The following is a 25646-nucleotide window of genomic DNA, read 5'->3' on the forward strand; positions in this document are numbered from 1 at the left end:
GCGCCCGGCCTGCCCGCCCCTTCCTTTCCCTTTTCGAATTCTTCCCTGGGAGCATCGCTCCGCACCATGAAGACGAGCATGCAAAGCAAGCTCGACCAGCTCACAACCCGGCTGGCCGAACTGAACGACCTGTTGAGCCGCGAGAACGTCACCGCGGACCTCGACCAGTATCGCAAGCTGACGCGCGAGCACGCGGAGATCGGCCCCGTCGTCGAGCATTATGCGCAGTGGCGCCAGGCGCGCGCCGACGAACTCGCCGCGCAGGAACTGCTCGCCGACGCGTCGATGCGCGACTTCGCCGAGGACGAGCTGCGCGGCGCGCGCGAGCGGATGAGCCGCCTCGCGGCCGAACTGCAGACGATGCTGCTGCCGAAGGACCCGAACGACGAACGCAACATCTTCGTCGAAATTCGCGCGGGCACGGGCGGCGACGAATCGGCGCTGTTCGCGGGCGACCTGCTGCGGATGTACCTGCGCTACGCGGAGCGGCAGCGCTGGCAGGTCGAGATGATGTCGGAGAGCCCGTCGGATCTCGGCGGCTACAAGGAAGTGATCGTGCGGATCGCGGGCTATGGCGCGTACTCGCGCCTGAAGTTCGAATCGGGCGGCCACCGCGTGCAGCGCGTGCCCGCCACCGAGACGCAGGGCCGCATCCACACGTCCGCATGCACGGTCGCGGTGATGCCGGAGGCCGACGAGATCGGCGAGGTCGAGATCAATCCGGCCGATCTGCGGATCGACACGTTCCGCGCGTCGGGCGCGGGCGGCCAGCACATCAACAAGACCGATTCGGCGGTGCGCGTCACGCACATTCCGACAGGGATCGTCGTCGAGTGCCAGGACGACCGCTCGCAGCACAAGAACAAGGACCGTGCGCTAAAGGTGCTCGCCGCGCGGATCAAGGACAAGCAATATCACGAGCAGCACGCGAAGGAAGCGGCCACGCGCAAGAGCCTGATCGGCTCGGGCGACCGCTCCGAGCGGATACGCACGTACAACTTCCCGCAGGGCCGGATGACCGATCACCGGATCAACCTGACGCTGTACAAGCTCGAGCAGATCATGGACGGCGATCTCGACGAGCTGATCGCCGCGCTCGTCAGCGAGCACCAGGCCGAGCTGCTCGCGTCGCTCGGCGACGCCGAATGACGCCGCCCGCCCCACGCGCCCCCCGATGAACACGACGAGCCCCGCGCACGCCACCGCCGCCCGCCTGCTGCGCGCGTCGCCGCTCGACGCGGTCGACGCGCGAATCCTGCTCGCGCACGCGCTCGGCTGGAGCCGCACGCAGTTGATCACGCGCGCCGACGAGCCGCTCGACGCGGCGGCGATCGAGCGCTATCTGGCGCTCGAAGCGCGCCGCGCGGCGGGCGAGCCGGTCGCGCAGCTCACCGGCGCGCGCGAGTTCTTCGGCCTCGATTTCGACGTCACGCCGGACGTGCTGATCCCGCGCCCGGAGACGGAGCTGCTCGTCGAGACGGCGCTCGACGCGATCGACGGCATCGCGTCGCCATGCGTGCTCGATCTCGGCGCGGGCAGCGGCGCGATCGCGGTGTCGATCGCGTCCGTGCGGCCGGACGCGCGCGTGTGGGCGCTCGACCGCTCGGCCGCCGCGCTCGACGTCGCGCGCCGCAATGCGCGCAAGCTGCTCGATCCGGCGCGCGCGGGCGGCCCGCTGCGGTTTCTCGAAAGCGACTGGTACGCGGCGCTCGATCCCGGCCTGCGCTTTCACGTCGTCGTCAGCAACCCACCGTACATCGCGCGGCACGATCCGCATCTCGCCGAAGGCGACCTGCGCTTCGAGCCGCGCGGCGCGCTCACCGACGAAGACGACGGCCTCGCCGCGATCCGCACGATCGTTGCGGGCGCGCATGCGTTCGTCGCTCCGGGCGGCGCGCTGTGGATCGAACACGGTTACGATCAGGCGGCCGCGGTGCGCGCGCTGCTCGAAGCGGCGGGCTTCGCCGACGTCGAATCGCTTGCGGATCTCGCATCGATCGAGCGCGCGACGGGCGGCCGCCTGCCCGGCTGACGGGGCGCTCGCCGCCCGCCGGCCCAGGTGAAATCCAGTATCATTTCTTTTCTCACGCCCAGCCACAGCAAGGTCAGTCATGGACACCCAACAACGCATCAAGCAAATCGTCGACGAAAACCCGGTCGTGCTCTTCATGAAAGGCACCGCGCAGTTCCCGATGTGCGGCTTTTCGGGCCGCGCCGTCCAGGTGCTGAAGGCGTGCGGCGTCGACCAGTTCAAGACGGTCAACGTCCTCGAAGACGAGGAGATCCGTCAGGGCATCAAGGCGTTCTCGAACTGGCCGACGATCCCGCAGCTCTACGTGAAGGGCGAATTCGTCGGCGGCTCGGACATCATGATGGAGATGTACCAGTCGGGCGAGCTGCAACAGCTCTTCACCGCCTGATCGCTCCCCTCCGATGGAGCCCCGTCCGGCGCCGCCGCGGCGCCTGATCGTCGCAATCACGGGCGCCACCGGCGCGATCTACGGCGTGCGCATGCTCGACATGCTGCGCGCGTCGGGCGGCGTCGAAACGCACCTGCTGATCTCGAGCGCCGGCTGGCTCAACATCCAGCACGAACTGCAGTTGTCGAAGGACGACGTGCTCGCACGCGCCGACGTCGTCCATTCGGTGCGCGACGTCGGCGCGAGCATCGCGTCCGGCTCGTTCGCGACCGACGGCATGATCGTCGCGCCGTGCTCGATGAGGACGCTCGCGAGCATCGCGCACGGGCTGTCCGACAATCTCATCACCCGCGCCGCCGACGTCGCGCTGAAGGAGCGCCGCCGGCTCGTGCTGCTCGTGCGCGAGACGCCGTTCAACCTCGTGCATCTGCGCAACATGACGGCCGTCACCGAGATGGGCGGCGTGATCTTCCCGCCGCTGCCCGCGTTCTACGCAATGCCGAAGACGATCGGCGAGATGGTGGACCATACGGTCGCGCGCGTGCTCGACATGTTCGCGCTCGGCGTGCCGCGCACCGCGCCGTGGCAGGGGCTGCGCGAGCACGGCTGACGCCGCCCCGGCCGCGCCGATGGCGCGGCGTTTCCGTTGTGCATCGGCTTGCCCTCCGATTCCGGCTGTTCTCCGTCGCCTTCGTTCCTGCGCGATCAGCACCTCGCCGTGTCGCGCCGCATCGACGAAACGCATGGCCGCGCCCGCACGATTAACAACACCAAAGACACAATCAAATCCGTTTTTGGCATTTATCAATGATCGGTGCGAGCCTATAGTCGTAGGCAATATCGTTTCGCAGAAGTCCCGCTCATCATGAACCGCCTTCCGTCACTTTATTTATCGCACGGCGCGCCGACGCTGCCGATCGATCCGACGCTGCCGTCCGGCGCATTCACCGCGCTCGGCGGCGAGCTGCCGCGCCCGCGCGCGGTGCTGATGCTGTCCGCGCACTGGCTCACGCAGCAGCCCGTCGTCAGCACCGCCGAGCGGCCCGACACGATCCACGATTTCTACGGCTTTCCGCGCGCGCTCTATGAAATCCGCTATCCGGCGCCCGGCGCGCCCGACGTCGCGGCCCGCGCGGCCGCGCTGCTAGGCGGCGCGGGCATCGAGACCGCGGCCACGCCGCATGGCCTCGATCACGGCGCGTGGGTGCCGATGCTGCTGATGTTCCCGCACGCCGACGTGCCTGTCGCGCAGTTGTCGATCCAGCCGCGCGCCGGCGCCGCGCACCACTTTCGCGTCGGCCGCGCGCTGCGGTCGCTGCGCGACGACGGCGTGATGGTGATCGGCTCGGGCCAGATCACGCACAACCTGCGCGCGGCGGATTTCTCGGCCGCGCCCGAGGACGCGGATCCGCGCGTCGCCGAATTCACCGGCTGGTTCGAGGAGAAGCTCGCCGCGCGCGACATCGACGCGCTCCTCGACTACCGCCGCCAGGCGCCACATGCGGCACTGATGCACCCGACCGACGAGCACCTGTTGCCCGTGTTCGCGGCGCTCGGCGCGGCGGACGACGACTACCGGCCGAGAATCCAGTCGCTCGGCACGTACCAGCGCGTGCTCGCGATGACGAACTACGTGTTCGACCCGGCCGCCTGAACGACGCGGCGCGGGAATGTCGGCATCCCCGAGAGGCTACGGGCCAACGGGCCGCGAGGATCGCCCCAAACGACGAAGCCCGCCCGGGACATCCCGGGCGGGCTTCGTTCGAGAGATTCGGCCGTCGCCGCCGATCGCCGGCGACGCACCGTACGATTATGCGCCGATCCCTTCGAGGATCTCGTCGCGCGACTCGCGCTCGTCGAGATATTCGGTGCGATAGCCGGTGTTCACGCCCCAGTAGTAGAACACGAGCGCGATCGCCGCGACGACCAGCATGTCCCAGCCGTACGGCAGCAGGCCGTGGCCGCCGAACTCCTTGCTGCCGATGAGCGACAGCACGGCCATCGTCGGCAGGTACGCGACGAGCCACCACGCGGCCTTCAGGTCGCGGCCCCAGCCGCTCCAGCCGGACTTGCCCTGAAAGTAGAAGTAGACCGGCAGCGCGACGACCATCAGCAGGATGATCTCGCCCGTCAGCGGCCACTTCGCCCAGTACAGGATCAGCGATGCGCAGACAAACGCGAACGGCGCGATCAGCTTCATGCCGGGAATCGACAGCGGACGCTCGAGGTCCGTCGCCGCGCGGCGCAGCGCCATCAGGCTGATCGGGCCCGTCAGGTACGAGATCACGGTCGCGACCGAGATCACCGCGGCAAGCGAGCTCCAGCCGCGGAAGAAGAACAGGAAGATGAACGACACGATCAGGTTGAACCACATCGCGGGACGCGGCACGCCGTACAGCGGATGCACGCTGCCGAAGATCTTCGGCATCGTGTTGTTGCGCTCCATGGCGTAGATCATGCGGGTCGTCGTCGCCATGTAGGTCGTGCCGGTGCCGCTCGGGCTCACGAACGCGTCGACGTACAGCAGGATCGCGAGCCAGTTCAGGTTCAGCGCGATCGCCAGCTCCGCGAACGGCGACGCGAAGTTGAAGTGCGCCCAGCCCTTCGCGACGTCGGCCGGGTTCACTGCGCCGATGTACGCCACTTGCAGCAGCACGTAGATCACGAGCGCGATCAGGATCGACGAGATCACCGCGAACGGCACGCTGCGCGACGGGTTGCGCGCTTCGCCGGCGAGGTTCACGGGGCTCTGGAAGCCGTTGAACGCGAACACGATGCCGCTCGTCGCGACCGCCGTCAGCACGGCCGACCAGCCGTACGGCGCGAAGCTCGACGAACCGCCCGCCGTGCCGAGGTTCTCGCTATGGAAGCTCGACAGCAGCAGGCCCGCGATCGTGAGGCCCGGAATCAGGAACTTGAAGATCGTGATCGTGGTGTTCGCACGCGCGAAGAGCTTCACGCCCCAGTAGTTGAGCAGGAAGTAGATGACGACGAGGACGGCCGACAATAGCAGCCCGGGTGTCGTGAGCTCGCCGTTGACGAAGAGCGCGTGCGCCCACGCATACGGCCACGTGCTCATGTACTGGATCGACGCCTCTGCCTCGATCGGGATCACCGAGACGATCGCGATCCAGTTCGCCCACGCGCTGATGAAGCCGACGAGCGAGCCGTGCGAGTAGCGTGCATAGCGGACCATGCCGCCCGATTCGGGGAACATCGCGCCGAGCTCGGCGTACGTGAGCGCAATGGCGAGAATCACGACCGCGCCGATGATCCACGCGCAGATGGCGGCAGGCCCGGCGATCTTGGCGGCTTTCCATGCGCCGAACAGCCAGCCCGATCCGATGATCGAACCCAGCCCGGTCAGCATCAGGGCGAACGGGCCGATGTTCCGTTGAATAGAACTCTTCACAACCTCTCCTATGTCTCAACAAGCAAGGTCGGTACGCCGCCCGGGATCGAGCCGGACGGCACCGCGCATGCATTCTTGGGGGACAGGTTGCCCGATCGGGAGCAACCCATCCGCGCGCGGCGCGTAGTTTAACGGTTGCACCGGACAATGGACGCAAAAATCGATCGCCCCCTACAAAAAATCCATGACATTAGCAAGCTTTGTAAGCTCTAATATTGGGTTATCTAAGAAAAAACCCTGAGACATGATCGAAGACGATTGACCGTCGAATCGAATAGTCGTATAAACGGTCGAGCAGGATTTCAAGCGGCGAGTGAATAGGTTCTTTCGTAGTTCGCCCATCAACGGTACTCCGGTTGGTCCCATTACCCCCTTCCTTGATTTTCATGCGCTCCCCGGGCTTTGGCCCTGTTTTACATTTTTAGGAACAAGTTATGGCAACCGGTACCGTCAAGTGGTTCAACGACGCTAAGGGTTTTGGTTTCATCACGCCGGAAGGCGGCGGCGAAGATCTCTTCGCGCACTTCTCGGAAATCCGCGTCGACGGCTTCAAGACGCTGCAAGAGAACCAGAAGGTCGAGTTTGAAGTGAAGACCGGCCCGAAGGGCCTGCAGGCAGCGAACATCAAGCCGCTGTAAGCGCAGCACGAGATTTCGCAGCACAGCAAAAAGCCCCGCTTCGGCGGGGCTTTTGCTTTTGCTGCGCACGCGTCGAACCGCGCGCGGCGCACGCTCGCAAGGCGCCGGCAGCGTGCGGCCTATCCTGCCGCCGCGTGCACGTCCGCGGAAGTCGAACGCCTTCCGGCGCGCGACGCGTCAGCCGCCGTACACGCGCTGCGCATGAATGCCGAGGCCCGTCGCGACGCTCGCGAGGCGATCGCCGTACACCGGCTGCGCATCCGGAAACGCCGCCGCGAGCGCGCCCGACAGGAACGCGAGCCCCGTCGAGCCGCCCGTGAAATACAGCGCGCCGACGTCGTGCGGCGCGATCCCCGCGAGCCGCACCGTCTCGCGTGCGGCGTCGACGATCCGCGCGGTCTCGTCGCGGCTCGCGTCAACCAATTGATCCGCGTCGAACGCGATCAGCAGATCCTCCTCGACGTCGTTCAGATCGATCATCGTCTCGCCGCCCGCCGACACGCCGATCTTCGCCTCCTCCGCGCGCGCGGCGAGCGCGTGGCCGAACCGTAGCTCGACGACGCGCAGCAGGCGCTCGAAATGACGCGTATCCACGTACAGGTGCTTCATCAGCTTGAGCTCGCCGATTCGCTTCGGCGTATAGACGGTGTTGATCAGGTGCCAGGTCGCCAGATCGAAATAGATCCGGTTCGGCAGCTCGCGGCCCTCCGGATCGAGCGCGCGGTAGCCGAACGCGGGCAGCACCGCGGACAGCTCGACGCGCCGGTCGTAATCGGTGCCGGCGACATGTACGCCGTGATGCGCAAGCACGTCGTCCTTGCGCTCGAGCCGGCGCATCCGCTCGGGGCCGACCCGCACGAGCGAGAAGTCCGACGTGCCGCCGCCGATGTCCGCGACGAGCACGAGCCGCTCGGCGTCCTGCCGCGATTCGTAATCGAACGCAGCCGCGATCGGCTCGTACTGGAACTGCACGTCGGCGAGCCCGACCGCGTGCGCGGCCGCCTCGAGCTGCTGCTGCGCAAGGCGGTCTGCGCGCGGATCGCCGTCGACGAAAAACACCGGGCGGCCAAGCACCGCGCGGCCGATCGCCCCGCCCGCGCACGCCTCGGCCTTCTGCTTCAGATGCATCAGGAAGAGCGCGATCACGTCGGTGTACGCGATCGCCGAGCCGTCGCCGAGATCGGTCGTCGTTTCCGCGAGCGGCGAGCCGAGAATGCTCTTCATCGAACGCATCAGGCGGCCGTCGAAGCCGTCGATGTACGATGCGAGCGCCGCGCGGCCGTACTCGCGGGCGCCCTCGTCGGTATTGAAGAAGATGGCGGTGGGCAGCGTCAGGTGCTCGCCTTCGACGGGAGCGAGCCGCATCCCGGTCGCGCCGCCGCCGCGCGGCAGCGCGACCGCGGAATTGGACGTGCCGAAGTCGATCGCGCAGTAAGTCATGGGCGGGCCGCCGGACAGCGGTGCGAAAAACGAAAAGGACCGGCTTTTTATCACGAAACCGCCGCGCGTCACAACCGGGGCGCGAACGGATGCACGCGAGACCCGGCGCGCGAGGCGGCGGCCGGCGCAGGGGAACGACGGGCGCGCGCCCATATTGCCGCGCCGGCCGGCGGCGGCTTCACCGTGAGGCGCGCGCCGGCCGTGCGTTTCGTTACGTCAAGCCGCCGACGAGAACGGCTTGTGCCACGCGTCCGCGTAGACGACCTCGCCGATCGCGTGGCGCGTGCGCGGCGCGCGTTCGCGCTCGCGCAGCACCGGATCGAGCTTGTCGGCATCGCCGTAGTGGCCGATCGAGATGATCGCGAGCGGCTCGACGTCGGCGGGAATCGCGAACGCGTCGCGGAACGCCTTCACGTCGAAACCGCTCATCTGGTGCGCCGCGAGACCGAGCGCGTGCGCCTGCAGCACGAGCGACATCGCGGCCGCACCGGCGTCGTAGAGCGCCGTCGGACTCGGCTCGCCCTTCGACGTGAGCGTGTGCGCGGTCACCGCGATCAGCACGGGCGCGGGCGCGTTCCAGCCCTGATTGAACGGCACGAGGGTCGAGAAGGCGCGCTTGAACGCGACTTCGTCCTTGCTGCGGTCGAATACGATGAAGCGCCACGGCTGCGCGTTGTACGCGGACGGCGCCCAGCGCGCCGCTTCGAGCACGGCATGCAGATGCTCGGCGCTGACGGGCTCGCTCGAATACGCGCGCGGACTCCAGCGGCCGGCGATCAGTTCGTGAATCGAAACGGAAGTGGGAGCGGGTTTGACGGACATGCGTTTCCTCACCAATTTTTAAAAAGGGCTCGGTCGCCCGGAAAAGAAACGCCAGCATAACCGCTTGTCGATGAGCTTGCCGAACCGTGCGCGCAAATGCAAATCGGCGTTTGCGCAGAGGAACGCCGGACGCGGCAAGGCGGCGGCCGGCGCACCGGCCCTGCCGTGCGGAGAGCGGGACAATGCAAGCCAATGTGCGCCGCGCATTCCCGGCCGCGCCTCGACCTTCCCGCGCCGGTCGCGTGCGGCAAGAACATCGCGGCAGCTCCCGCCGCGCCGCCGGCTCCGCGTGCGCGGCGCAGCCACGCCGCTCAAGCCGCGCTCGCCGAGACCCGCGCCGTCCCGCGATTGATCCGCAACACGATCAGCGCACCGACGATGCACAGCCCGCCCGAGATCATCGACGCGACCGTATAAGTGCCGAGGCTCGCGCGCAGCATGCCGGCGCCGAGCGCCGCAAACGCCGCGCCGAGCTGGTGGCCCGCGACGATCCAGCCGAACACGACGGGCGCCGCGTCCTTGCCGTACACGTCGGTTGCAAGACGCACGGTAGGCGGCACGGTCGCGATCCAGTCGAGCCCGTAGAACACCGCGAAGAGCGGCAGCCCGAAGAAATCGATGCCGAACGCGTGCGGCAGATAGATCAGCGACAGCCCGCGCAGCCCGTAATACCAGAACAGCAGCACGCGGCTGTCGTAGCGGTCGGACAGCCAGCCCGACATCGTCGTGCCGATCAGATCGAACACGCCCATCGCCGCGAGCAGCGACGCGCCCTGCACTTCAGTCATCCCGTAGTCGCTGCACATCGCGATCAGGTGCGTGCCGACGTAGCCGTTCGTGCTCGCGCCGCAGATGAAGAAGCTGAAGAACAGCAGCCAGAAGTCGCGTGTCTTCGACGCGGTCGCGAGCGTGCCGAATGCAACCGCGATCGGGTTGCGCTTCGCGCCGTCGTCCGCGCGCGGCGCGTTCGCGGGCTCGCCATACGGGCGCAGCCCGACATCCGACGGCCGCTCCGGCAGCAGCAGCGCGACGAGCGGCACCGCGATCGCCACGGCCACCGCGACCGTCAGCACGACGGGCCGCCACCCGTGGTGCTGCGCGATCGCCGCGAGCATCGGCAGGAACACGAGCTGGCCCGTCGCGGAGCTTGCGGTCAGCAGCCCCATCACGAGGCCGCGCCGCGCGACGAACCAGCGGGTGACGAAGGTCGCCGACAGCGTGAGCGCCGCGACGCCCGTCGCGCCGCCAACCATCACGCCCCAGACGAGCACCATCTGCCACGTCGCCGTCATCATCGACGACAACGCGACGCCCGCGCCCATCACGACGAGCGCGGCGAGAATCGTCGGCCGCACGCCGAAGCGCTGCATCGCCGCGGCCGCGAACGGCCCGGTCAGCCCGTAGAGCGCGATGTTCACCGAGATCGCGAGCGAGATCGACGCGCGGCTCCAGCCGAACTCGTGCTCGAGCGGCACCATCAGCACGCTCGGCGTCGCACGGGTGCCCGCCGCCGCGAGAAGAATCAGGAACACCACCGCCGCCGCGAGCCAGCCGTAATGAAAACGCCCGCCTATCCGCCTTGCCGCCCAGTTCATTCGTTTCACTCCTGACGCCGGCCGCGCCAAGCCGTCGACGCGCCGGTGGTTGAGGGGAAATTCCGCCGATCTTGTTACCGATCGGTCACAAGTTGTTGCGATCCTAGTGACCGATCGGTAACATGTCAAGCGTTCAATTTTCGTAGTCGGGATCGAGCATGGCCACCACTACCGCCGCCAAGCCTGCCGCCAAGGCCGCCGCCAAACCGGCCGGCCGCCGGGCGCGCAGCACGCAAGTCGCGGGCGCGCAGGCGCAGCAGCACCTGCTGCGCGCCGCCGAGGAGCTGTTCTATCAGGAAGGAATTCGCGCGGTAGGCGTCGACGCGGTCGTCGAGCGCGCGGGCGTCAACAAGATGAGCCTCTACCGGCAGTTCGCGTCGAAAGACGAGCTCGTCCTCGCGTACCTCGATCGAATGGACGCGTGCTTCTTCGAGCGCTTGGACGCGAGCGTCGCCAAGCATCCGAACGACCCGAAGGCGCAGCTCGTCCAGTACTTCGACGACCTCGCGCAGCGCGCGTCGCAGCCGGGCTACCGGGGCTGCCCGTTCGTCAACGTCGCGACCGAGTTCCCGGATCTCGATCATCCGGCGCGGCGCGCAGTGGCCGACAACAAGGACCGGCTGACGGCGCGGCTCGTCGCGCTGTCGGAGGCGGCGGGCGCGCGCGAGCCGCAGGCGCTCGCCGGCGCGCTCGCATTGGTGATCGAAGGCATTTACGCGGCGAGCCAGACGTACCGGCCGGGCGCATCCCCGATCGGCAGCGCGCCGGGTGTCGCGCGGCAACTGATCGACGCGGCGTGCGCGTGATGCGCCGCCGGCAGGCGCGCAGCGGCCGGGTGCGCCGCGCATGACGCGCCGACGCGCGATCGTCGGCCGGCGGGCGAATCGCCGCGGCCGCGGATCGACACATCGGGCGCGCCCCGCCGCACGTCATTGCCGGCCGACTGCCCGCCGCATGCGGCATCGGTCGATTTCGCGCTGCCGCTCGCGTGCCCGGTCACGGCCCCGGCCCGCGAGTGCCCGCCGCGAACGCATCGGCTGAGGGCACACGAAACGCGTCGCCGCGCCACACGTCGCGCGGCGAGCGCCCGCTACAATCGCTGCTTGACCGCCACGCCGTTTCCGCCATGACCGAAGTCTCCCCGTCCGACGCCGATATCCTCGCCGCCACCCGCCACTGGCTGGCGCGCGCGGTGATCGGGCTCAATCTGTGCCCGTTCGCGAAGAGCGTCCATGTGAAGCGGCAGGTCCGCTACGCGATCAGCCGCGCGACGTCGCTCGAAGCCGCGCTGCCGGATCTCGAAAACGAGCTGCGCCGCCTCGACGGCGCCGATCCCGACGAAATCGACACAACGCTCCTGATCTTTCCGAACGCGTTCGCCGATTTCCTCGACTACAACGACGCGCTGTGGTTCGCCGATCGCCTTCTGCAACAGTTGCGCCTCGACGGCACGCTGCAGATCGCAAGCTTCCATCCGCACTATCAGTTCGAAGGCACCGAGCCCGACGACATCGAGAACTACACGAACCGCGCGCCGTATCCGATCCTGCACTTGCTGCGGGAGGCGAGCATCGAGCGCGCGGTCGACGCGTTCCCGGACGCGGCAGACATCTACGCGCGCAACCAGGCGACGATGCGCCGCCTCGGCCACGCGGGCTGGCGCGACTGGATGGCGCGGCGCGGCGAAGGGGAAGGAGAAGACGGGGACGAAGGCAAGGAGGCCGCGCAGTAACGCGCGCCGCGCGAGCGCCCGCGCTTCGCATGCGGTGAACGGCGCGCCACGCGCCGGAGGTCACGCGCTCGGCGGCCCGGAGTCCGCCGCGGCCGGCTCGGCGCGCGCATCGCCCGTTGCCTGAGCGCCGGGCGCGAAGAAGCGCTCGCGCAGTTGCGCGAGACCGAACATGTCGAGGATCTCGTTGAGCCGCTCGCTCGGCTTGCGTCGCGGCAGGTTCTTGTATTGCGCGATGATGAGCTCGTTCTTCATCGAATGCTCCCAGCCGACGAGCTCGGTCACGCTCACCTGATAGCCGTGCGCCTCGAGCTGCAGGCAGCGCAGCACGTTCGTGATCTGGCTGCCGAACTCGCGCGTATGCAACGGATGCCGCCACACTTCGGCCAGCGCGTTCGCAAGCGACTTCCCCTTGTTCTTGCGCAGCACGCCCGCGACTTCCGCCTGGCAGCACGGCACGAGCACGATGTAGCGCGCGCGCTTGGCGAGCGCGAAGCGGATCGCGTCGTCGGTCGCGGTGTCGCACGCGTGCAGCGCGGTGACGACATCGACCGTTTCCGGCAATGTCGGTGACGTGATCGAATCGGCCACCGACAGATTCAGGAATGACATCCCGCCGAAGCCGAGCCGCGCGGCGAGTTCGGTCGAGCGCGCGACGAGTTCCTCGCGCGTTTCGATCCCGTAGATATGCGAACCCGCGTGCGGACGCTCCTTGAAGAACAGGTCGTACAGGATGAAACCGAGATACGACTTGCCCGCGCCGTGATCGACGAGCGTCACGCCGCCCGTCTCCCGCGCGACGTCCTCGAGCAGCGGCTCGATGAACTGGAACAGGTGATACACCTGCTTCAGCTTGCGGCGGCTGTCCTGGTTCATCTTGCCGTCGCGCGTCAGGATATGCAGTTCCTTCAGCAGTTCGATCGACTGGTTCGGGCGGATTTCGTAGGTCTTGGTCGACATCGGGAAGCGGGCCGGCGGCCGCGCGAACCGAAGGTCGAGCGGCGGTGGGCGGCGTCAAAGCGTGCGTGGAAGCGTCACAGTTTACCGAAAACCACTCGCGCCGCCCTCGGACGCGTGCGGCGAACGGCCCGCTAATTGCGGGCGGCAAGCCTCCAGAGCGAAGTCGTCTCGGCGGCGCGCGCGCGGTGCAGCGGGTCCGTGGGGTCCGACGCCTTCGGGTGCGCGGGCTTCACGTCGTCGCGGCCGACGACGGCAAGGCCCGCCGCGTCGATCCAGCCGAGCAGTTCGTCGCGCGTGCGCAGGCCGAGATGCTCGGCGAAGTCCGACAGGATCAGCCAGCCTTCGCCGCCCGGCGCGAGATGTGCGGCAAGCCCCGAGAGAAAGCCTCTCAGCATCCGGCTGTCCGGATCGTAGACCGCGTATTCGAGCGGCGAGCTCGGCCGCGCGGGCACCCACGGCGGATTGCAGACGACGAGCGGCGCGCGCCCGTCGGGAAACAGATCGGCTTCGACGATCTCGACCTGCTGCGCGTAACCGAGCCGCGCGACATTTTCCGCCGCGCACGCGAGCGCGCGCTTGTCCTGATCGGTCGCGACGACGCGCTCGACGCCGCGCGACGCAAGCACCGCGGCAAGCACGCCCGTGCCGACGCCGATGTCGAACGCAAGCGATGTCGACGGCAGCGGCGCGCGCGCGACGAGCTCGACGTACTCGCCGCGCACGGGCGAGAACACGCCGTAGTGCGGATGAATCCGCTCCCCGCCGAGCGCGGCGACCGGCACGCCCTTCTTGCGCCATTCGTGCGCGCCGACGATGCCGAGCAACTCGCGCAGCGACGCGATCGAGCGCTCGCCGCCCGCGCCGTACGCCTCCTCGCACGCGGCGCGCAGATCCGGCGCGCGGCGCAGCGCGATCGAATAGTCGGCCTCGAGCGGGATCAGCAGCATGCCGAGCGTGCGGGCGCGCTGCGCCTGCGCCATCCGATGGAGATTGAACGCGTCGCCGGGCGCCGCGGCAGGCTTGGCCTTCTTCGGCCTGCGCTCGATGCGGCGCGCGAGCGCCTGCAACAGCTGGCGCGCGTTCTGGAAATCGCCTTGCCAGACGAGCGACGTGCCTTCGCACGCAAGGCGATACGCAATGTCGGCCGTCGTGCGATCGTCGGCCACGACCGCGCGGCGCGGCGGCGGCGAACCGGCTTCCGAGCGCCAGCGGGCGACGTGCTCGACGCCGTCGGCGTCGGTCCAATGAAATTCGGGAAAGGCAGTCACGAGAAATCGGGATACGTTGATCGGCAGGCGGCGCGACACGCCGCGGACGACACAGTACCGCGCTTTGCGACCCGCAGCAAAAGGCGGCCCGTGCGGGCCCCGTCATTCGCCTCCCGGCCCTCGACCTCATCGCGAACGGAACGAGGTACGCACACCTGCCGCCGCGCACGGAATCGACGGCAAGCAAGCGTCGGCGCGAGACTCGCGATCCGATCGCGACGTGAATCGACGCGGCTGACCGGCGGCCGCGCGCACGCGCGTGACCACACTCCGGACGGCTGGAACAGCGCCGCGCGTCACTTCCCCTGCGCGTCGAACCAGCCGGACCCGCCGAACTCGACCATCACGATCGGTTTCCCCCGTCCTGATTCGCCGCCACCTGATCGTTCGCGCACATCACCGCGAGCCCGTCGCGCGGACCCACGACTTCGGCATCGGATAGTGAGGATCGGTCACGCAAGCCAGATCGGCGCGCACGCGCATTGCATCAATCGTCATGGATTCTCCCGAGCCTCGGAAGATCGAATTCACCTTCCTCTTGCTCGGCATGCGCGCCGCACGAACAAGATGCGTCCGCCTGATCGGACTCCGAACAATTTTCCCAAAGCGGCGGGCAGCGGGGTGCACACCGCCGCTCCCAAGACACGCTCGAGCATTCAGGATTTCGAACGATGTCGGATTGGCACGCGCTAGCGTCCGTCCGTGTAGCCCGACGACGAAGCGGGTAAGCTCAGCGTGCCCGAATCGGAGAAGCGCACGCTACCGAACAATCCGCCCGCGAGCTTGCCGCGCAGCACATAAGGCAGCTTGCCGGATTCCGTCGCGTCCGCGAGTCCGAACGCCTGCCGCGCCGCCGCGAACGCGGACACCGTGACCGGCACGCTCAGCACTTGCTCGCCGAAACGCGGCACCGTGCCCCGCGCGTCACTCACGCCGCTCGCGAACGGCCGTCCATTCAGTTCGAGATCGAGCGCGACGCCGTCGTAGTCGATCGGCGCATCGTTCGGGTTCTGCAGCCGCAGCTTCACGTCGAAGCGCATCTCGAGCCCCTGCCCGGCGAGCGGCTCGATGCCGACGACGCTCACGCGCACGGGATCGCGCGCGGTCAGCGCCGCGCACCCGCCCAGCGCGAGCAGCACGGCGAGCGCGGCAAACAACAGTCCAACGAACGAGCGGGTACTGTGCCAGACACGCATTGACGACGATCCTCGAAACAGGGGCGGGAGCCGCCATTCTAACCAGCGCGTGCGCGACGCACACGGAACCGCCCGTGCACCACCCGGCACGCAACTCCAATCTTTCGTAGTTCAGCGATCGACTTCCCGCACGCTTTGCACGGGCACTACGAATATTCAATCAACATCATTCCCGAATTAAACATTTCGAAAATGAAATTTGAAGAAGGAATCTAAAAAACACTTCTCATCAAATTTTTTTTGATTCCTTTACGTTAATCCATCAAGTATATTGAGCCATCTTTCGAATCACCCGACATTCCTTAAGGCAGCTTGACGAAGCTGACGTTCCGCCTGGAGAGGAGCGGACGGCCTTCGCCCCGCCAAATGGGATCGCATGGGCGACGAAGGCCGCCGGACGCGCACTCCGCCGCGCCGGCCATCATTCACAAACCAGAATCAAAAGGGGGCACCCAATCATGATTATCTTCACGTAATAAATCCGCAATCTTCTCGAATATAAACGGAGTAATTCATTTCGCCATCGATTGATGGCGAAGGAGAACTATTACCCGTCGAATTCATGCAGGACCGAACGATTTCTTTTCAATTCGAGGTTCAGTATGTGGATAAACAATCGTAGATTGCGATATCTGTCTCTGCTCGGCGCGCTCGCGCTCGCCGCCTGCGGCGGCGACGACGGCGGCACCGGCTCGGCCGTGTCGCTCGGCGCCGCGCACAGCCCGTCGAACGGCGCGAACGGCAACGCGGCCGCGCCTGCCGCCGCGGTCGACAAAAGCACGAAACCCGTCGAAATGCCCGACACCGTCGTGCCCGTCAACTACAAGCTCTGGTTCCGCCCGAACGCGGACCTGAATCAATTCAGCGGCCGCGCGGACGTCGAGATCAAGGTGCTCAAGCCCGTCAACGCGATCGTCGTCGCGGGCCACCGAATCCAGTTCGCGAACGGCAAGATCACGCTGCAGCCCGGCAACGTGCAGTTGATCGCGACGCCGCAGGACAAGGGCGACTTCTATCAACTGCGTCCCGCGAGCGGCCAGATCGCTCCGGGCAACTACTCGCTGCACATGGAGTGGCAAGGCATCATCAACTTCAAGTCGTATGACGACCCTGTCAATCACACGGGCGGCAGTTGCGGCAACGATCCGTATCCGGGCTGCTCCGCGGCCGAAGGCATCTTCCGCGTGGACCTGAAGAGCACCGACGGCACGACGAGCGGCGCGATTCTCACGCAGGGCGAAACGAACCTGTCGCGTCAATGGTTCCCGGGCTGGGACGAGCCAGCGTTCCGGCCGACCTATGAAGTGACTGCCGAGGTGCCGCAGGCATGGCGCGTCGTGTCGAACGCGGCCGAATTGCCGTCGGTGAACGTCGGCGGCGGTTACAAGCTGGTGTCGTTCGAGAAGACGCCGCCGATGCCGTCGTATCTGCTGTTCTTCGGCGGCGGCCTGTTCGACGTGCTCGAAGACGACTTCTCGAGCCCGCTGCCGGACGGCCGCGGTCTGCACCTGCGCATCTTCACGCCGCCCGGCATGCGCGAATGGGCACGCCCCGCGATGCAGCGCACGAAGCAGGCGCTCGATTACTACTATCGCTACACCGGCATTGCGCTGCCGCTCAAGAAGTTCGACACGGTCGCCGCGAACGACGCGTTCAAGGAGCAGAAGGACCTGAACTTCGGCGGCATGGAGAACTGGGGCTCGATTCTCGAGTTCGCCGACGATATCCTGCCCGAACCGGGCAAGCCGATGTCGCGCTACGGCAACCAGGTGCTCACGCACGAAGTCGCGCACCAATGGTTCGGCGATCTCGTGACGACGGACTGGTGGGACGACGTTTGGCTGAACGAATCGTTCGCGCGCTTCTTCGAAACGAAGACGACGATCCAGTTCTTCCCGGACGAGTTCAACTGGCTCGATCACATCAAGTCCAAGTATCGCGTGATCAACAAGGACATCAGCGCGGACGCGTTCCCGATTCAACCGAACTTCAACGGCTGGGCGTCGAACGACTTCGTCATAAGCGCGAGTTCGTTCGTCTATAACAAGGGCGGCATGGTGCTGAAGATGCTCGAGGGCTATCTCGGCGAGCAGACGCTGCGCAAGGGCCTTCAGCAGTACCTGAACGACTATGCGTTCGGAAACGGCACGCCGAAGCGTCTGTGGGATGCGCTCTCCGCCGCAAGCGGCCAGCAGGTCGGCCCGATCGGCGACAGCTTCGTGCGCCAGACCGGCGTGCCGCTGCTGACGCTCGACACGCAGTGCGATCTGACGAAGAACCAGAACGTCGTCACGCTCAAGCAGTCGCCGTTCCCGAACAAGAACAAGTATCCGGGTGCGCAGTGGACGATCCCCGTCACGCTCGCGTACGGCGACGGCCTCGTCAATCGCAAGACGCTCGCGCTGAAGGATACGCAGACGCAGATCCGTCTCGACGGCTGCTCCGCCGTCGTCGCGAATCCCAGCGGGTTCGACTACTACGTGACGAACTACAGCGATGCCGCGTGGAGCGCGCTCCTCACGCAGATCAACGCGTCGACGGACCCGGTGCTGCTGCTGAACCTGAAGAGCGAGGCTGCACTGCTCGTCGCGTCGAATCTCGCGCCGCCTTCGCGCGAAACGAGCATCTCGTCGATCAATTCGCCGGCTGCGATGAAGCTGCGCCAGGTGCCGTCGATCCTCGAAACGCCGAAAGAACGTCCGCAACTGCGTTACCAAGGCCAGTTCACGCCGCGGCAACAGCGGACGGAATAAGCGGCTCGCGAACGTCGCCGCCTGCGTCGTCCGTCGTCGTGCTGCATGCGACGACGGAAAACACGAAGCGGCGACGCACGTTGCGATGCGCACCATGCGGGCCTCCAACCGGAGGCCCGTTCTTATTTTCGCCGCCTCGTCGAAAATGACGTTCGAGCGGCGCATCGACACGGAACGAACACGCACCTTCTTCGAGCACGATTCGGTTCGGCGCCTCATCTTTTTTCGGAATGCGATCTTATTTTTAAAGTATTTAACAATCGCTTCCGTGACAGGCAAATTGAATCGATTCGACGTTCGTTCGGCCACTCAATCGAATACTCCCACTACGCGCGCGTCACGGTGCGAACACACGGCAACGCGTGTCGACGCGCATCCGCGCGGATCGCGCGGCCGGCGCACGCGCGCATGCGCGATTCCGTTCATGCCCAATCTCGAATAGCCCGATCACTAGAACTTCTTCATCGCATTCCTTGACGTGATCTAAACATCGATTGATCCAGCCCTAGCGCACTACGATGATGAGTACGCTACCGAACTTAAAAGTTCAATCCGACCTTTGATAATTGCCCCACGACGACGCGAGCATCCAAACACGCCGCCAGTCGTTACGAATTGAACTCGCTGAACCTGCGCAACCGTGTTCATGCGATCGCGCGATGCGCAGTACGACAGGCGCGTCGCGATCGGTCGATACGCGTTGTCTCCGGCTCGGCGCCGTTCGTCGGCGATCGATCCGTTGCTCGACGACGAACGAACGTTGCCACTCATCCAACAAGCAAGCTCGGGGGCCGATTGATGACGAAGGCAGGGGAAAACAGCGTGGATCAAGCATTCGCGCATCGCGACTCGCGTCGACGATGCGCCGGACACAAGGACGACTCGACCATCGAGCGCCTCGAATGGATCGGCGCACACCGCATCGACCCACTCGCCTCGACGAGCAATCGTCAATGACCGGATTGATTTGCAGCGCTTCGTCAACGGCGTCGCAGATCTGCCCCGCCAGATGGGCCATCTGGCAATTAAATCGGAGTAAGGCAATGCAAGAACTCAATCAACAGGAAATCGATCTCGTCGGCGGCGCTGCGGTCGGCGGCGGCCTGATCGGCGCGCTCACGGGCCTCGTCGGCGTGTACGGCAAGGGCCTGTATGACGTCGGCGCAGCCGTCACCGACACGCTCGCCGGCGGCCTCATCGGCGCGATCCAGATCATCGGCGGCACGGCAGTCGGCGTGGTTGGCGGCGCCATCGGCGGCATCGTCGACGGCATCTCCCAAGGCGGCCTGTAAATCGGCGTGGTCAATCGAACGAGTTAGAGCCGCCTCACCGGCTCGCCCTGCCGATTGACCAGAGCGTCGAACTTCAATTCTCGATATTTAGGATAACTACCATGCAAGAACTCAACCAACAGGAAATCGATCTCGTCGGCGGCGCCGGCCTCCTGACCGGCATCGTTCTGGGCGCGCAAAATGTCATCAGCGCGCTCGGCGCGGGTGCGTACAACTTCGGCGTGAACCTGACCGACACGGTCGGCCTGCTGGCCATCGGCCTCGTCAACGGCGTCAAGGAAGTCGTCGACGGCACGGCGAACGTGCTGACGGGCGGCAACTAAGCACTGCCCGTTGCACGACCGGTACGACATGGCGGCGGCCGCCGTCCGTTGCTCGTGCCTGTCACACGAAACGCGTGCCCGGTCATGCCCGGCGCGCGTTTCGCATTTTGCGCCGCCGTTCGCGCAATGCGCCATGCGCGCAGACGGCGCGCGATTTGTCGCGACGACGATCCGGCCCGCCGCATGCAGATGCGCGCCGATCCGTTTCGATTGACCGATTCTCTACTGATTGGAATGTCAAGTAGCGAAAAACACTTCAAATATCGTTAAAACGTAGTCCAACGCGCTTTCCCGTTTCATCGGTGTCCGATAAGTTTCGATCCGGTGCCGACGCGTTTCGAACGATCCGTATCCGTCGCCGCGATCGCTGCAATCGTCATCGGCCTCAAGCCGCGCGCGATGTAATGACGAAGCGGTCGGGCGCGGCCAGGTCTCGATCGCGAAAGAGTCGTGACGACATCGACAAATCGCTCCTTGCGACAACCGGCTCGACGGAATGCCGAAACCGGGCGGCGCAGCTGATGCGTCTCCTGCAAGACGAACGCAAACACGACGATGATCGAGCGAACCGACGGCGTCGCCACGCAATGCCCGAACGCGAAACGTCAAACCACAGCCGCGATTCCAACGCTACTTTCGGCAGTCCATCCATGACGCCCAACACTCCACTCTTTCGAACAGCCGCCCAGGAAGCGCAGCGCACGCAAACGCTCGGCGAGATCGTGTTGATTCGCCCCGTGTCGTTCGCCGTGCTCGCGAGCGCGGCCGCGAGCATGGCGCTCGGCGTGATCCTGCTCTTCACGTTCGGCACCTATACGCGGCGCACGACGGTCGACGGCGTGCTCACGCCGGACACGGGCCTCGTCAAGGTCTACGCGCAGCAGACGGGCGTCGTGCTGAAGAAGAACGTCGTCGAGGGGCAGCATGTCACGCGCGGGCAGATGCTATACACGGTGTCGACCGACCTGCAGAGCGCGGCCGCGGGGCAGACGCAGGCGGCGCTCATCGATCAGGCACAGCAACGCAAGGCATCGCTGCAACAGGAACTCGACAAGACCAAGCGACTGCAACAGGATGAGCGCGACACGCTGCAATCGAAGATCGCGAGCTTGCGCGCGGAGCTCGCGGGCATCGACGATCAGATCGCCGCGCAACGCACGCGCACGTCGCTCGCGGCCGACGCCGCGTCGCGCTATGCAGGCTTGCTCGCTCAGGACTACATCTCGAAAGATCAGGCGCAGCAGCGCGAGGCCGATCTGCTCGATCAACGCTCGAAGCTGAACAGCCTGATGCGCGACCGCGCGAGCACGGCGCAGACTTTGAAGGAAGCGCTCAACGACCTGTCGGGCCTGTCGCTCAAACAGCAGAACCAGTTGTCGCAGATCGACCGCAGCGTGATCGACGTCGATCGCACGCTGATCGAGAGCGAGGCGAAGCGCGAGTTCGTCGTCACCGCGCCGGAAACGGGCACCGCGACCGCGGTGATCGCCGAGCCGGGCCAGACAGCCGACACGTCGCACCCGCTCGCGAGCATCGTGCCGACGGACGCGCACTGGCAGGCGTATCTGTTCGTGCCGAGCGCGGCGGTCGGCTTCGTACACGTCGGCGATCGCGTGCTCGTGCGCTATCAGGCGTATCCGTACCAGAAGTTCGGCCAGTACGAAGCGAGCGTCGTGTCGATCGCGCGCACCGCGCTGTCGGCCGCCGAGCTCGCGACGAGCGGCGGCCCCGCCGCGCAAACATCGAGCGGCACGTACTACCGGATCACGGTCGCGCTGAAATCGCAAAGCGTGACGGCGTACGGCAAGGCGCAACCGTTGCAGGCCGGCATGGCGCTGCAAGCCGACATCCTGCAGGAGCGCCGCCGCCTGTACGAATGGGTGCTCGAACCTCTTTACAGCCTGACGGGCAAACTCTGACGCGGTCCAAGCCTATGTCACTTCTCGATCGTCTCTCGTTCGGCATCCGCAGCAAGCTGCCGATGATCTTGCAGACCGAAGCCGCCGAATGCGGCCTCGCGTGCCTCGCGATGATTGCCGGCTTTCACGGCCATCATGTCGACCTCGCGACGATGCGCGGGCGCTTCCCCGTGTCGCTCAAAGGCGCGGGCCTCGGCCGCGTGATCGACATCGCGCAGCGCCTCGACCTCGGCACGCGCGCGCTGAAGCTCGATCTCGATCAGCTCGGCCAGTTGCGCATGCCCTGCATGCTGCACTGGAATTTCAACCATTTCGTCGTGCTGAAGGAAGTCAACGGCAAGCACGTCGTCATTCACGATCCGGCGCAGGGCGTGCGCAAGCTGTCGCTTGAAGAGGTGTCGCGCTCGTTTACCGGCGTCGCGCTCGAGCTCTGGCCGACAGGGGGCTTCAAACCGCGCGAGGCTTCTCCCGGCGTGAAGCTGCGCCAACTGCTCGGCCCCGTGTCCGGGCTGTCGCGCTCGCTCGGCCAGATCCTCGTGCTTGCGATCGCGCTCGAAGTGTTCACGCTCGTGTCGCCGTTCTTTCTGCAATGGGTGATCGATGAAGTGATCGTCAGCGCCGACCGCGATCTGCTGACCGTGCTCGCGCTCGGCTTCGGCCTGTTGCTGCTGATGCAGCAGGCGACGAGCGCGATCCGCGCGTGGGCGTTGATGTATTTCGGCACGACGCTCAACGTGCAATGGCGCGCGAACGTGTTCACGCATCTGCTGAATTTGCCGGTCCAGTATTTCGAGCGCCGCCATCTCGGCGACGTCGTGTCGCGCTTCGGCTCGATCGATACGATCCAGCAGACGCTGACGACGTCGTTCCTGTCCGCTGTGATCGACGGCCTGATGACGATCGTCACGCTCGCGATGATGTTCGTCTACAGCCGCACGCTCGCATTCGTCGCGCTCGGCACGATGGCGCTCTACGCGCTGCTGCGCTGGCTGTGGTACCGGCCGCTGCGGCGCGCGACCGAGGATCAGATCATTCACACCGCGAAACAGCAGAGCCATTTCCTCGAAACCGTGCGCGGCGTGAAGACGATCAAGCTGTTCAACCGCCAGAGCGAACGCCGCTCAAGCTGGCTCACGCTGCTCGTCGAGCAAATCAACGCCGGCCTGCACGTGCAGAAGCTTCAGTTGCTGTATCAACAATTGAACAGCCTGCTGTTCGGTCTCGAAGGGCTCGTCATCATCTGGCTTGGCGCGCGGCTCGTGATGGACGGCGAATTCACGGTCGGCGTGCTGATGGCGTTCAACGCATACAAGGGGCAGTTCGACAGCCGCGTCGGCAGCCTGATCGACAAGTTCTTCGAAGTGAAGATGCTCCAGCTTCAGGGCGAGCGGCTCTCCGACATCGTGTTCGCGAAAGGCGAATCCGACGCGGGCGTGCGTCACGTGCCGGGCGAGACGGAGAATCTCAGCGCGAGCATCGAAGCCGACAACCTCGTGTTCCGTTACGCCGAAGGCGAGCCGACCGTGCTCGACGGCGTGTCGCTGAAGATCGAGCCGGGCGAGTCGGTCGCGCTGATCGGCGCATCGGGCTGCGGCAAGACGACGCTCGTCAACGTGCTGCTCGGCATCCTCGAGCCGACGGGCGGCAAGATCCGGATCGGCGGCGTCGACGTCGAGCGCCTCGGGCTCGATCGCCTGCGCTCGCTCGTCGGCACCGTGCTGCAGGACGACGTGCTGTTCGCGGGCTCGATCGCCGACAACATCAGCTTCTTCGATCCGGATGCCGACCCGAAGTGGGTTGCCGAATGCGCGCAGCTCGCGGCCGTGCACGCGGACATCGTCGCGATGCCGATGGGCTACAACACGCTCGTGGGTGACATGGGCACGGTGCTGTCGGGCGGACAGAAGCAGCGCGTGCTGCTCGCGCGCGCGCTCTACAAGCGGCCGAAGATTCTCGTGCTCGATGAAGCGACAAGTCACCTCGATCTGCAGCGCGAACGGCTGGTGAACGCCGCGGTCAGCGCACTGAAGATGACGCGCGTGATCGTCGCGCACCGTCCGGAGACGATCGCGTCCGCGTCACGCGTGATCATGCTCGACGCGGGCAAGGTCGCGCTCGACAAGCCGACGGCCGCGCTCGCTGCGGCGCCGAGGCCGCCCGCCGCGCCCGCGGCAGCGCCTGCTCCCGCCGCGGCACAGGCGGCGCCCGCTCCGGCCTGCGCGGCTCCCGCCGCGCCGCCCGCCGCTACGCAACCGGCCACGGGGCGATGATCGTGATGAAGCCCGCACGCATTCTCGCCATGGCCGGCGCGCTCGCGCTCTTCGCGTCGCAAGCGACACACGCGCAATGGCTCGATCTCTACGGAACCCGAAAGAATGTGTCGGATTCTCCCGCCGCGCCGATGCTGAAGAACGCGACATGCCAGCCCGAGCTCGCGGACCGTCCGATCGAGCTCGAAGACGCGATCCTGCAGGCGATCTGCGCGAACCCGCAGGCACGGCGCGCGTGGGCCGATGCGCGCGCGCAGGCCGCACAGCTCGGCGTGAAGGAGGCAGCGTATCTGCCGACGCTCAATGCAACAGCGGGCATTCAGCGCAACTGGCAAACGACGACGTATGAGCAGAACCTCGGCCCGATCACGCTCACCGCCGACCAGAAGCAGATCCAGACGAGCCGCTACGGCGCGTTGAACCTGAGCTGGGTGCTGTTCGATTTCGGCAAGCGCAGCGCGGCGCTCAGGCAGGCGCGCGAGCTCCTCGCCGCCGCCAACGCGACGCAGGACGACACGCTCCAGACCATCCTGTTCAATGCCGCCCAGGCGTATTACAACCTGCGCGACACGCAGGCGGCGCTCGACGCGGCGCGCACGACCGAACGCGTCGCGCAGGATAGCCTCACTGCGGCGAAGGCGAAGCACGACGCCGGCGCGGGCACGCTGAGCGATCAGTTGCAGGCGCAAACGAGCTATCGCCGCGCGGTGCTCGATCGTGTGAGCGCCGAAGGCGACGTGCAGAACGCGACGGGCGTCCTCGCCGTCGCGATGGGGCTCGACGCGAACACGCCGCTGCGGATCGCGACCGCCGAGCCGCCGGTCGATCGCAACGCGTTCGCCGAAGGCATCGCGCAATTGATCGACGAGGCGAAGCGGCAGCATCCGAAGCTCGTCGCCGCGCGCGCGAAACTCGACGCGGCGCGCGCGAACGTCGATGCGGTGCGTGCTCAGGGCCGCCCGACCATCTCGTTGACCGGCAGCCTCAGCCGCAACAGCCCGTCCTATCAGCAACAGCCGGGCATCCAGACCACCGCGAGCCACGGCAGCATGATCGGCGTGCAGGTGACGATTCCGCTGTTCGAGGGCTTCGCGTCGGGCTACCGCGTCGCGGCCGCGCAAGCGCAGGCGGATGCGCAGGAGGCCGATGTGCAGAACACCGAGTTGAACGTATCGCTCGACGTATGGAAGAGCTATCAGAGCCTGCAGACAGACACCGCGAATCTCGACAACTCGAAGGACCTGCTCGACGATGCGCAGCGCTCGCTCGACATCGCGCGCGGCCGCTACAAGGCGGGGGTCGGCACGTTCACGGAGCTGCTGAATGCGCAAACGGCGCTCTCCGACGCGCAGAAGCAGCGCGTGCAGGCGATATCGAAATGGCGGACTGCGCGCCTGAAGCTCGCGGCGAGCCTCGGCAGCATCGGCCTGTGGTCGGCGCATTGAAAGAACGTGAACGATGCGGCGGTGCGTTCTCGCTCCGGATGACGCGGCGATTGCCGAACGCGGCGACGCGCGCCGCGATTCGGCACCGGCGGAAAAAACGCAAGATTGAACAATCGGCGAGAGGTGCCGGCGGGAGAAATGCGGCCGCGGGCGCGACGCCTTCA

22 protein-coding genes are annotated in these 25646 nt (G+C 66.3%); 15 read left to right on the forward strand and 7 right to left on the reverse strand.

All coding sequences use genetic code 11. The features are described 5' to 3' along the window. Positions 1-66: 66 nt before the first annotated feature. The 5 genes from prfA (at position 67) to BTH_RS27160 (ending at position 4074) form a co-directional block, all read left to right on the forward strand. Positions 67-1149, forward strand: coding sequence for a peptide chain release factor 1 (prfA, locus tag BTH_RS27140; protein ID WP_009888664.1), 1083 nt, complete (start codon positions 67-69; stop codon positions 1147-1149). A 25-nt stretch (positions 1150-1174) separates the two neighbouring features. After that, positions 1175-2032: a peptide chain release factor N(5)-glutamine methyltransferase gene (prmC, locus tag BTH_RS27145; protein WP_009888662.1), complete on the forward strand. Its 858-nt coding sequence runs from the start codon at positions 1175-1177 to the stop codon at positions 2030-2032. 79 nt (positions 2033-2111) lie between these two features. After that, positions 2112-2420, forward strand: a complete 309-nt coding sequence (gene grxD / locus BTH_RS27150; protein ID WP_009888661.1) for a Grx4 family monothiol glutaredoxin — start codon at positions 2112-2114, stop codon at positions 2418-2420. Positions 2421-2433: 13 nt separating this feature from the next. After that, positions 2434-3030 carry a UbiX family flavin prenyltransferase gene (locus BTH_RS27155; RefSeq protein ID WP_009888659.1) on the forward strand — a complete coding sequence of 199 codons (597 nt, stop codon included), beginning with the start codon at positions 2434-2436 and terminating at the stop codon, positions 3028-3030. 255 nt (positions 3031-3285) lie between these two features. Beyond that, the gene (locus tag BTH_RS27160) at positions 3286-4074 is read left to right on the forward strand and encodes a DODA-type extradiol aromatic ring-opening family dioxygenase (RefSeq protein ID WP_009888656.1); all 789 of its coding nucleotides are present in this window, start codon (positions 3286-3288) and stop codon (positions 4072-4074) included. 156 nt (positions 4075-4230) lie between these two features. On the opposite strand, the gene BTH_RS27165 is transcribed toward BTH_RS27160, so the two are convergent. Then, complete coding sequence (locus BTH_RS27165) at positions 4231-5832, reverse strand: APC family permease (RefSeq protein ID WP_009888654.1); 1602 nt, start codon at positions 5830-5832, stop codon at positions 4231-4233. Positions 5833-6266: 434 nt separating this feature from the next. On the opposite strand from BTH_RS27165, the gene BTH_RS27170 reads away from it, so the two are divergent. Further along, positions 6267-6470, forward strand: coding sequence for a cold-shock protein (locus BTH_RS27170; protein WP_004196837.1), 204 nt, complete (start codon positions 6267-6269; stop codon positions 6468-6470). Positions 6471-6647: 177 nt separating this feature from the next. Here BTH_RS27170 and BTH_RS27175 read toward each other — a convergent pair whose 3' ends face one another. The 3 genes from BTH_RS27175 to BTH_RS27185 all read right to left on the reverse strand — a co-directional run bounded on the left by BTH_RS27175 (position 6648) and on the right by BTH_RS27185 (position 10327). Continuing rightward, a complete protein-coding gene (locus BTH_RS27175; RefSeq protein ID WP_009888639.1) occupies positions 6648-7910 on the reverse strand; it encodes an Hsp70 family protein in 1263 nt (420 codons plus the stop codon). 216 nt (positions 7911-8126) lie between these two features. After that, entirely contained in the window at positions 8127-8732 is a 606-nt protein-coding gene (locus BTH_RS27180; RefSeq protein ID WP_009888637.1) for a nitroreductase family protein, read from the reverse strand. Between the two features lie 311 nt (positions 8733-9043). Continuing rightward, positions 9044-10327: an MFS transporter gene (locus BTH_RS27185; RefSeq protein ID WP_009888636.1), complete on the reverse strand. Its 1284-nt coding sequence runs from the start codon at positions 10325-10327 to the stop codon at positions 9044-9046. Between the two features lie 158 nt (positions 10328-10485). Between BTH_RS27185 and BTH_RS27190 the strand changes: the two genes are divergently transcribed. Next, positions 10486-11133: a TetR/AcrR family transcriptional regulator gene (locus BTH_RS27190; RefSeq protein WP_009888634.1), complete on the forward strand. Its 648-nt coding sequence runs from the start codon at positions 10486-10488 to the stop codon at positions 11131-11133. A 320-nt stretch (positions 11134-11453) separates the two neighbouring features. Continuing rightward, a complete protein-coding gene (locus BTH_RS27200; protein WP_009888632.1) occupies positions 11454-12059 on the forward strand; it encodes a DUF1415 domain-containing protein in 606 nt (201 codons plus the stop codon). 60 nt (positions 12060-12119) lie between these two features. Here BTH_RS27200 and BTH_RS27205 read toward each other — a convergent pair whose 3' ends face one another. From BTH_RS27205 to BTH_RS27215, 3 genes are all read right to left on the reverse strand, one after another. After that, positions 12120-13016, reverse strand: coding sequence for a class I SAM-dependent methyltransferase (locus BTH_RS27205; RefSeq protein ID WP_009888631.1), 897 nt, complete (start codon positions 13014-13016; stop codon positions 12120-12122). A 131-nt stretch (positions 13017-13147) separates the two neighbouring features. Then, positions 13148-14284 carry a methyltransferase gene (locus BTH_RS27210; RefSeq protein ID WP_009888630.1) on the reverse strand — a complete coding sequence of 379 codons (1137 nt, stop codon included), beginning with the start codon at positions 14282-14284 and terminating at the stop codon, positions 13148-13150. A 689-nt stretch (positions 14285-14973) separates the two neighbouring features. Continuing rightward, the gene (locus tag BTH_RS27215; protein WP_009888629.1) at positions 14974-15480 is read right to left on the reverse strand and encodes an LEA type 2 family protein; all 507 of its coding nucleotides are present in this window, start codon (positions 15478-15480) and stop codon (positions 14974-14976) included. Positions 15481-16082: 602 nt separating this feature from the next. Here BTH_RS27215 and BTH_RS27220 point away from each other — a divergent pair. From BTH_RS27220 to BTH_RS27245, 7 genes are all read left to right on the forward strand, one after another. After that, a complete protein-coding gene (locus BTH_RS27220) occupies positions 16083-18233 on the forward strand; it encodes a M1 family metallopeptidase (RefSeq protein WP_043288838.1) in 2151 nt (716 codons plus the stop codon). A gap of 615 nt (positions 18234-18848) precedes the next feature. After that, the gene (locus BTH_RS34710; protein WP_154659998.1) at positions 18849-19190 is read left to right on the forward strand and encodes a hypothetical protein; all 342 of its coding nucleotides are present in this window, start codon (positions 18849-18851) and stop codon (positions 19188-19190) included. Between the two features lie 86 nt (positions 19191-19276). Continuing rightward, entirely contained in the window at positions 19277-19525 is a 249-nt protein-coding gene (locus BTH_RS27225) for a hypothetical protein (protein WP_009888623.1), read from the forward strand. 101 nt (positions 19526-19626) lie between these two features. Then, a complete protein-coding gene (locus BTH_RS27230; RefSeq protein WP_009888621.1) occupies positions 19627-19848 on the forward strand; it encodes a hypothetical protein in 222 nt (73 codons plus the stop codon). A gap of 650 nt (positions 19849-20498) precedes the next feature. Then, positions 20499-21767: an HlyD family secretion protein gene (locus BTH_RS27235; protein ID WP_009888619.1), complete on the forward strand. Its 1269-nt coding sequence runs from the start codon at positions 20499-20501 to the stop codon at positions 21765-21767. A gap of 14 nt (positions 21768-21781) precedes the next feature. Beyond that, positions 21782-24037: a peptidase domain-containing ABC transporter gene (locus BTH_RS27240; RefSeq protein WP_009888617.1), complete on the forward strand. Its 2256-nt coding sequence runs from the start codon at positions 21782-21784 to the stop codon at positions 24035-24037. After that, the gene (locus tag BTH_RS27245) at positions 24034-25482 is read left to right on the forward strand and encodes a TolC family type I secretion outer membrane protein (RefSeq protein WP_009888616.1); all 1449 of its coding nucleotides are present in this window, start codon (positions 24034-24036) and stop codon (positions 25480-25482) included. Before BTH_RS27240 ends, BTH_RS27245 begins: the two co-directional genes overlap by 4 nt. Positions 25483-25646 lie beyond the last annotated feature (164 nt).

The sequence above is a fragment of the Burkholderia thailandensis E264 genome (assembly GCF_000012365.1).
In the GTDB taxonomy this organism is placed as follows: domain Bacteria; phylum Pseudomonadota; class Gammaproteobacteria; order Burkholderiales; family Burkholderiaceae; genus Burkholderia; species Burkholderia thailandensis.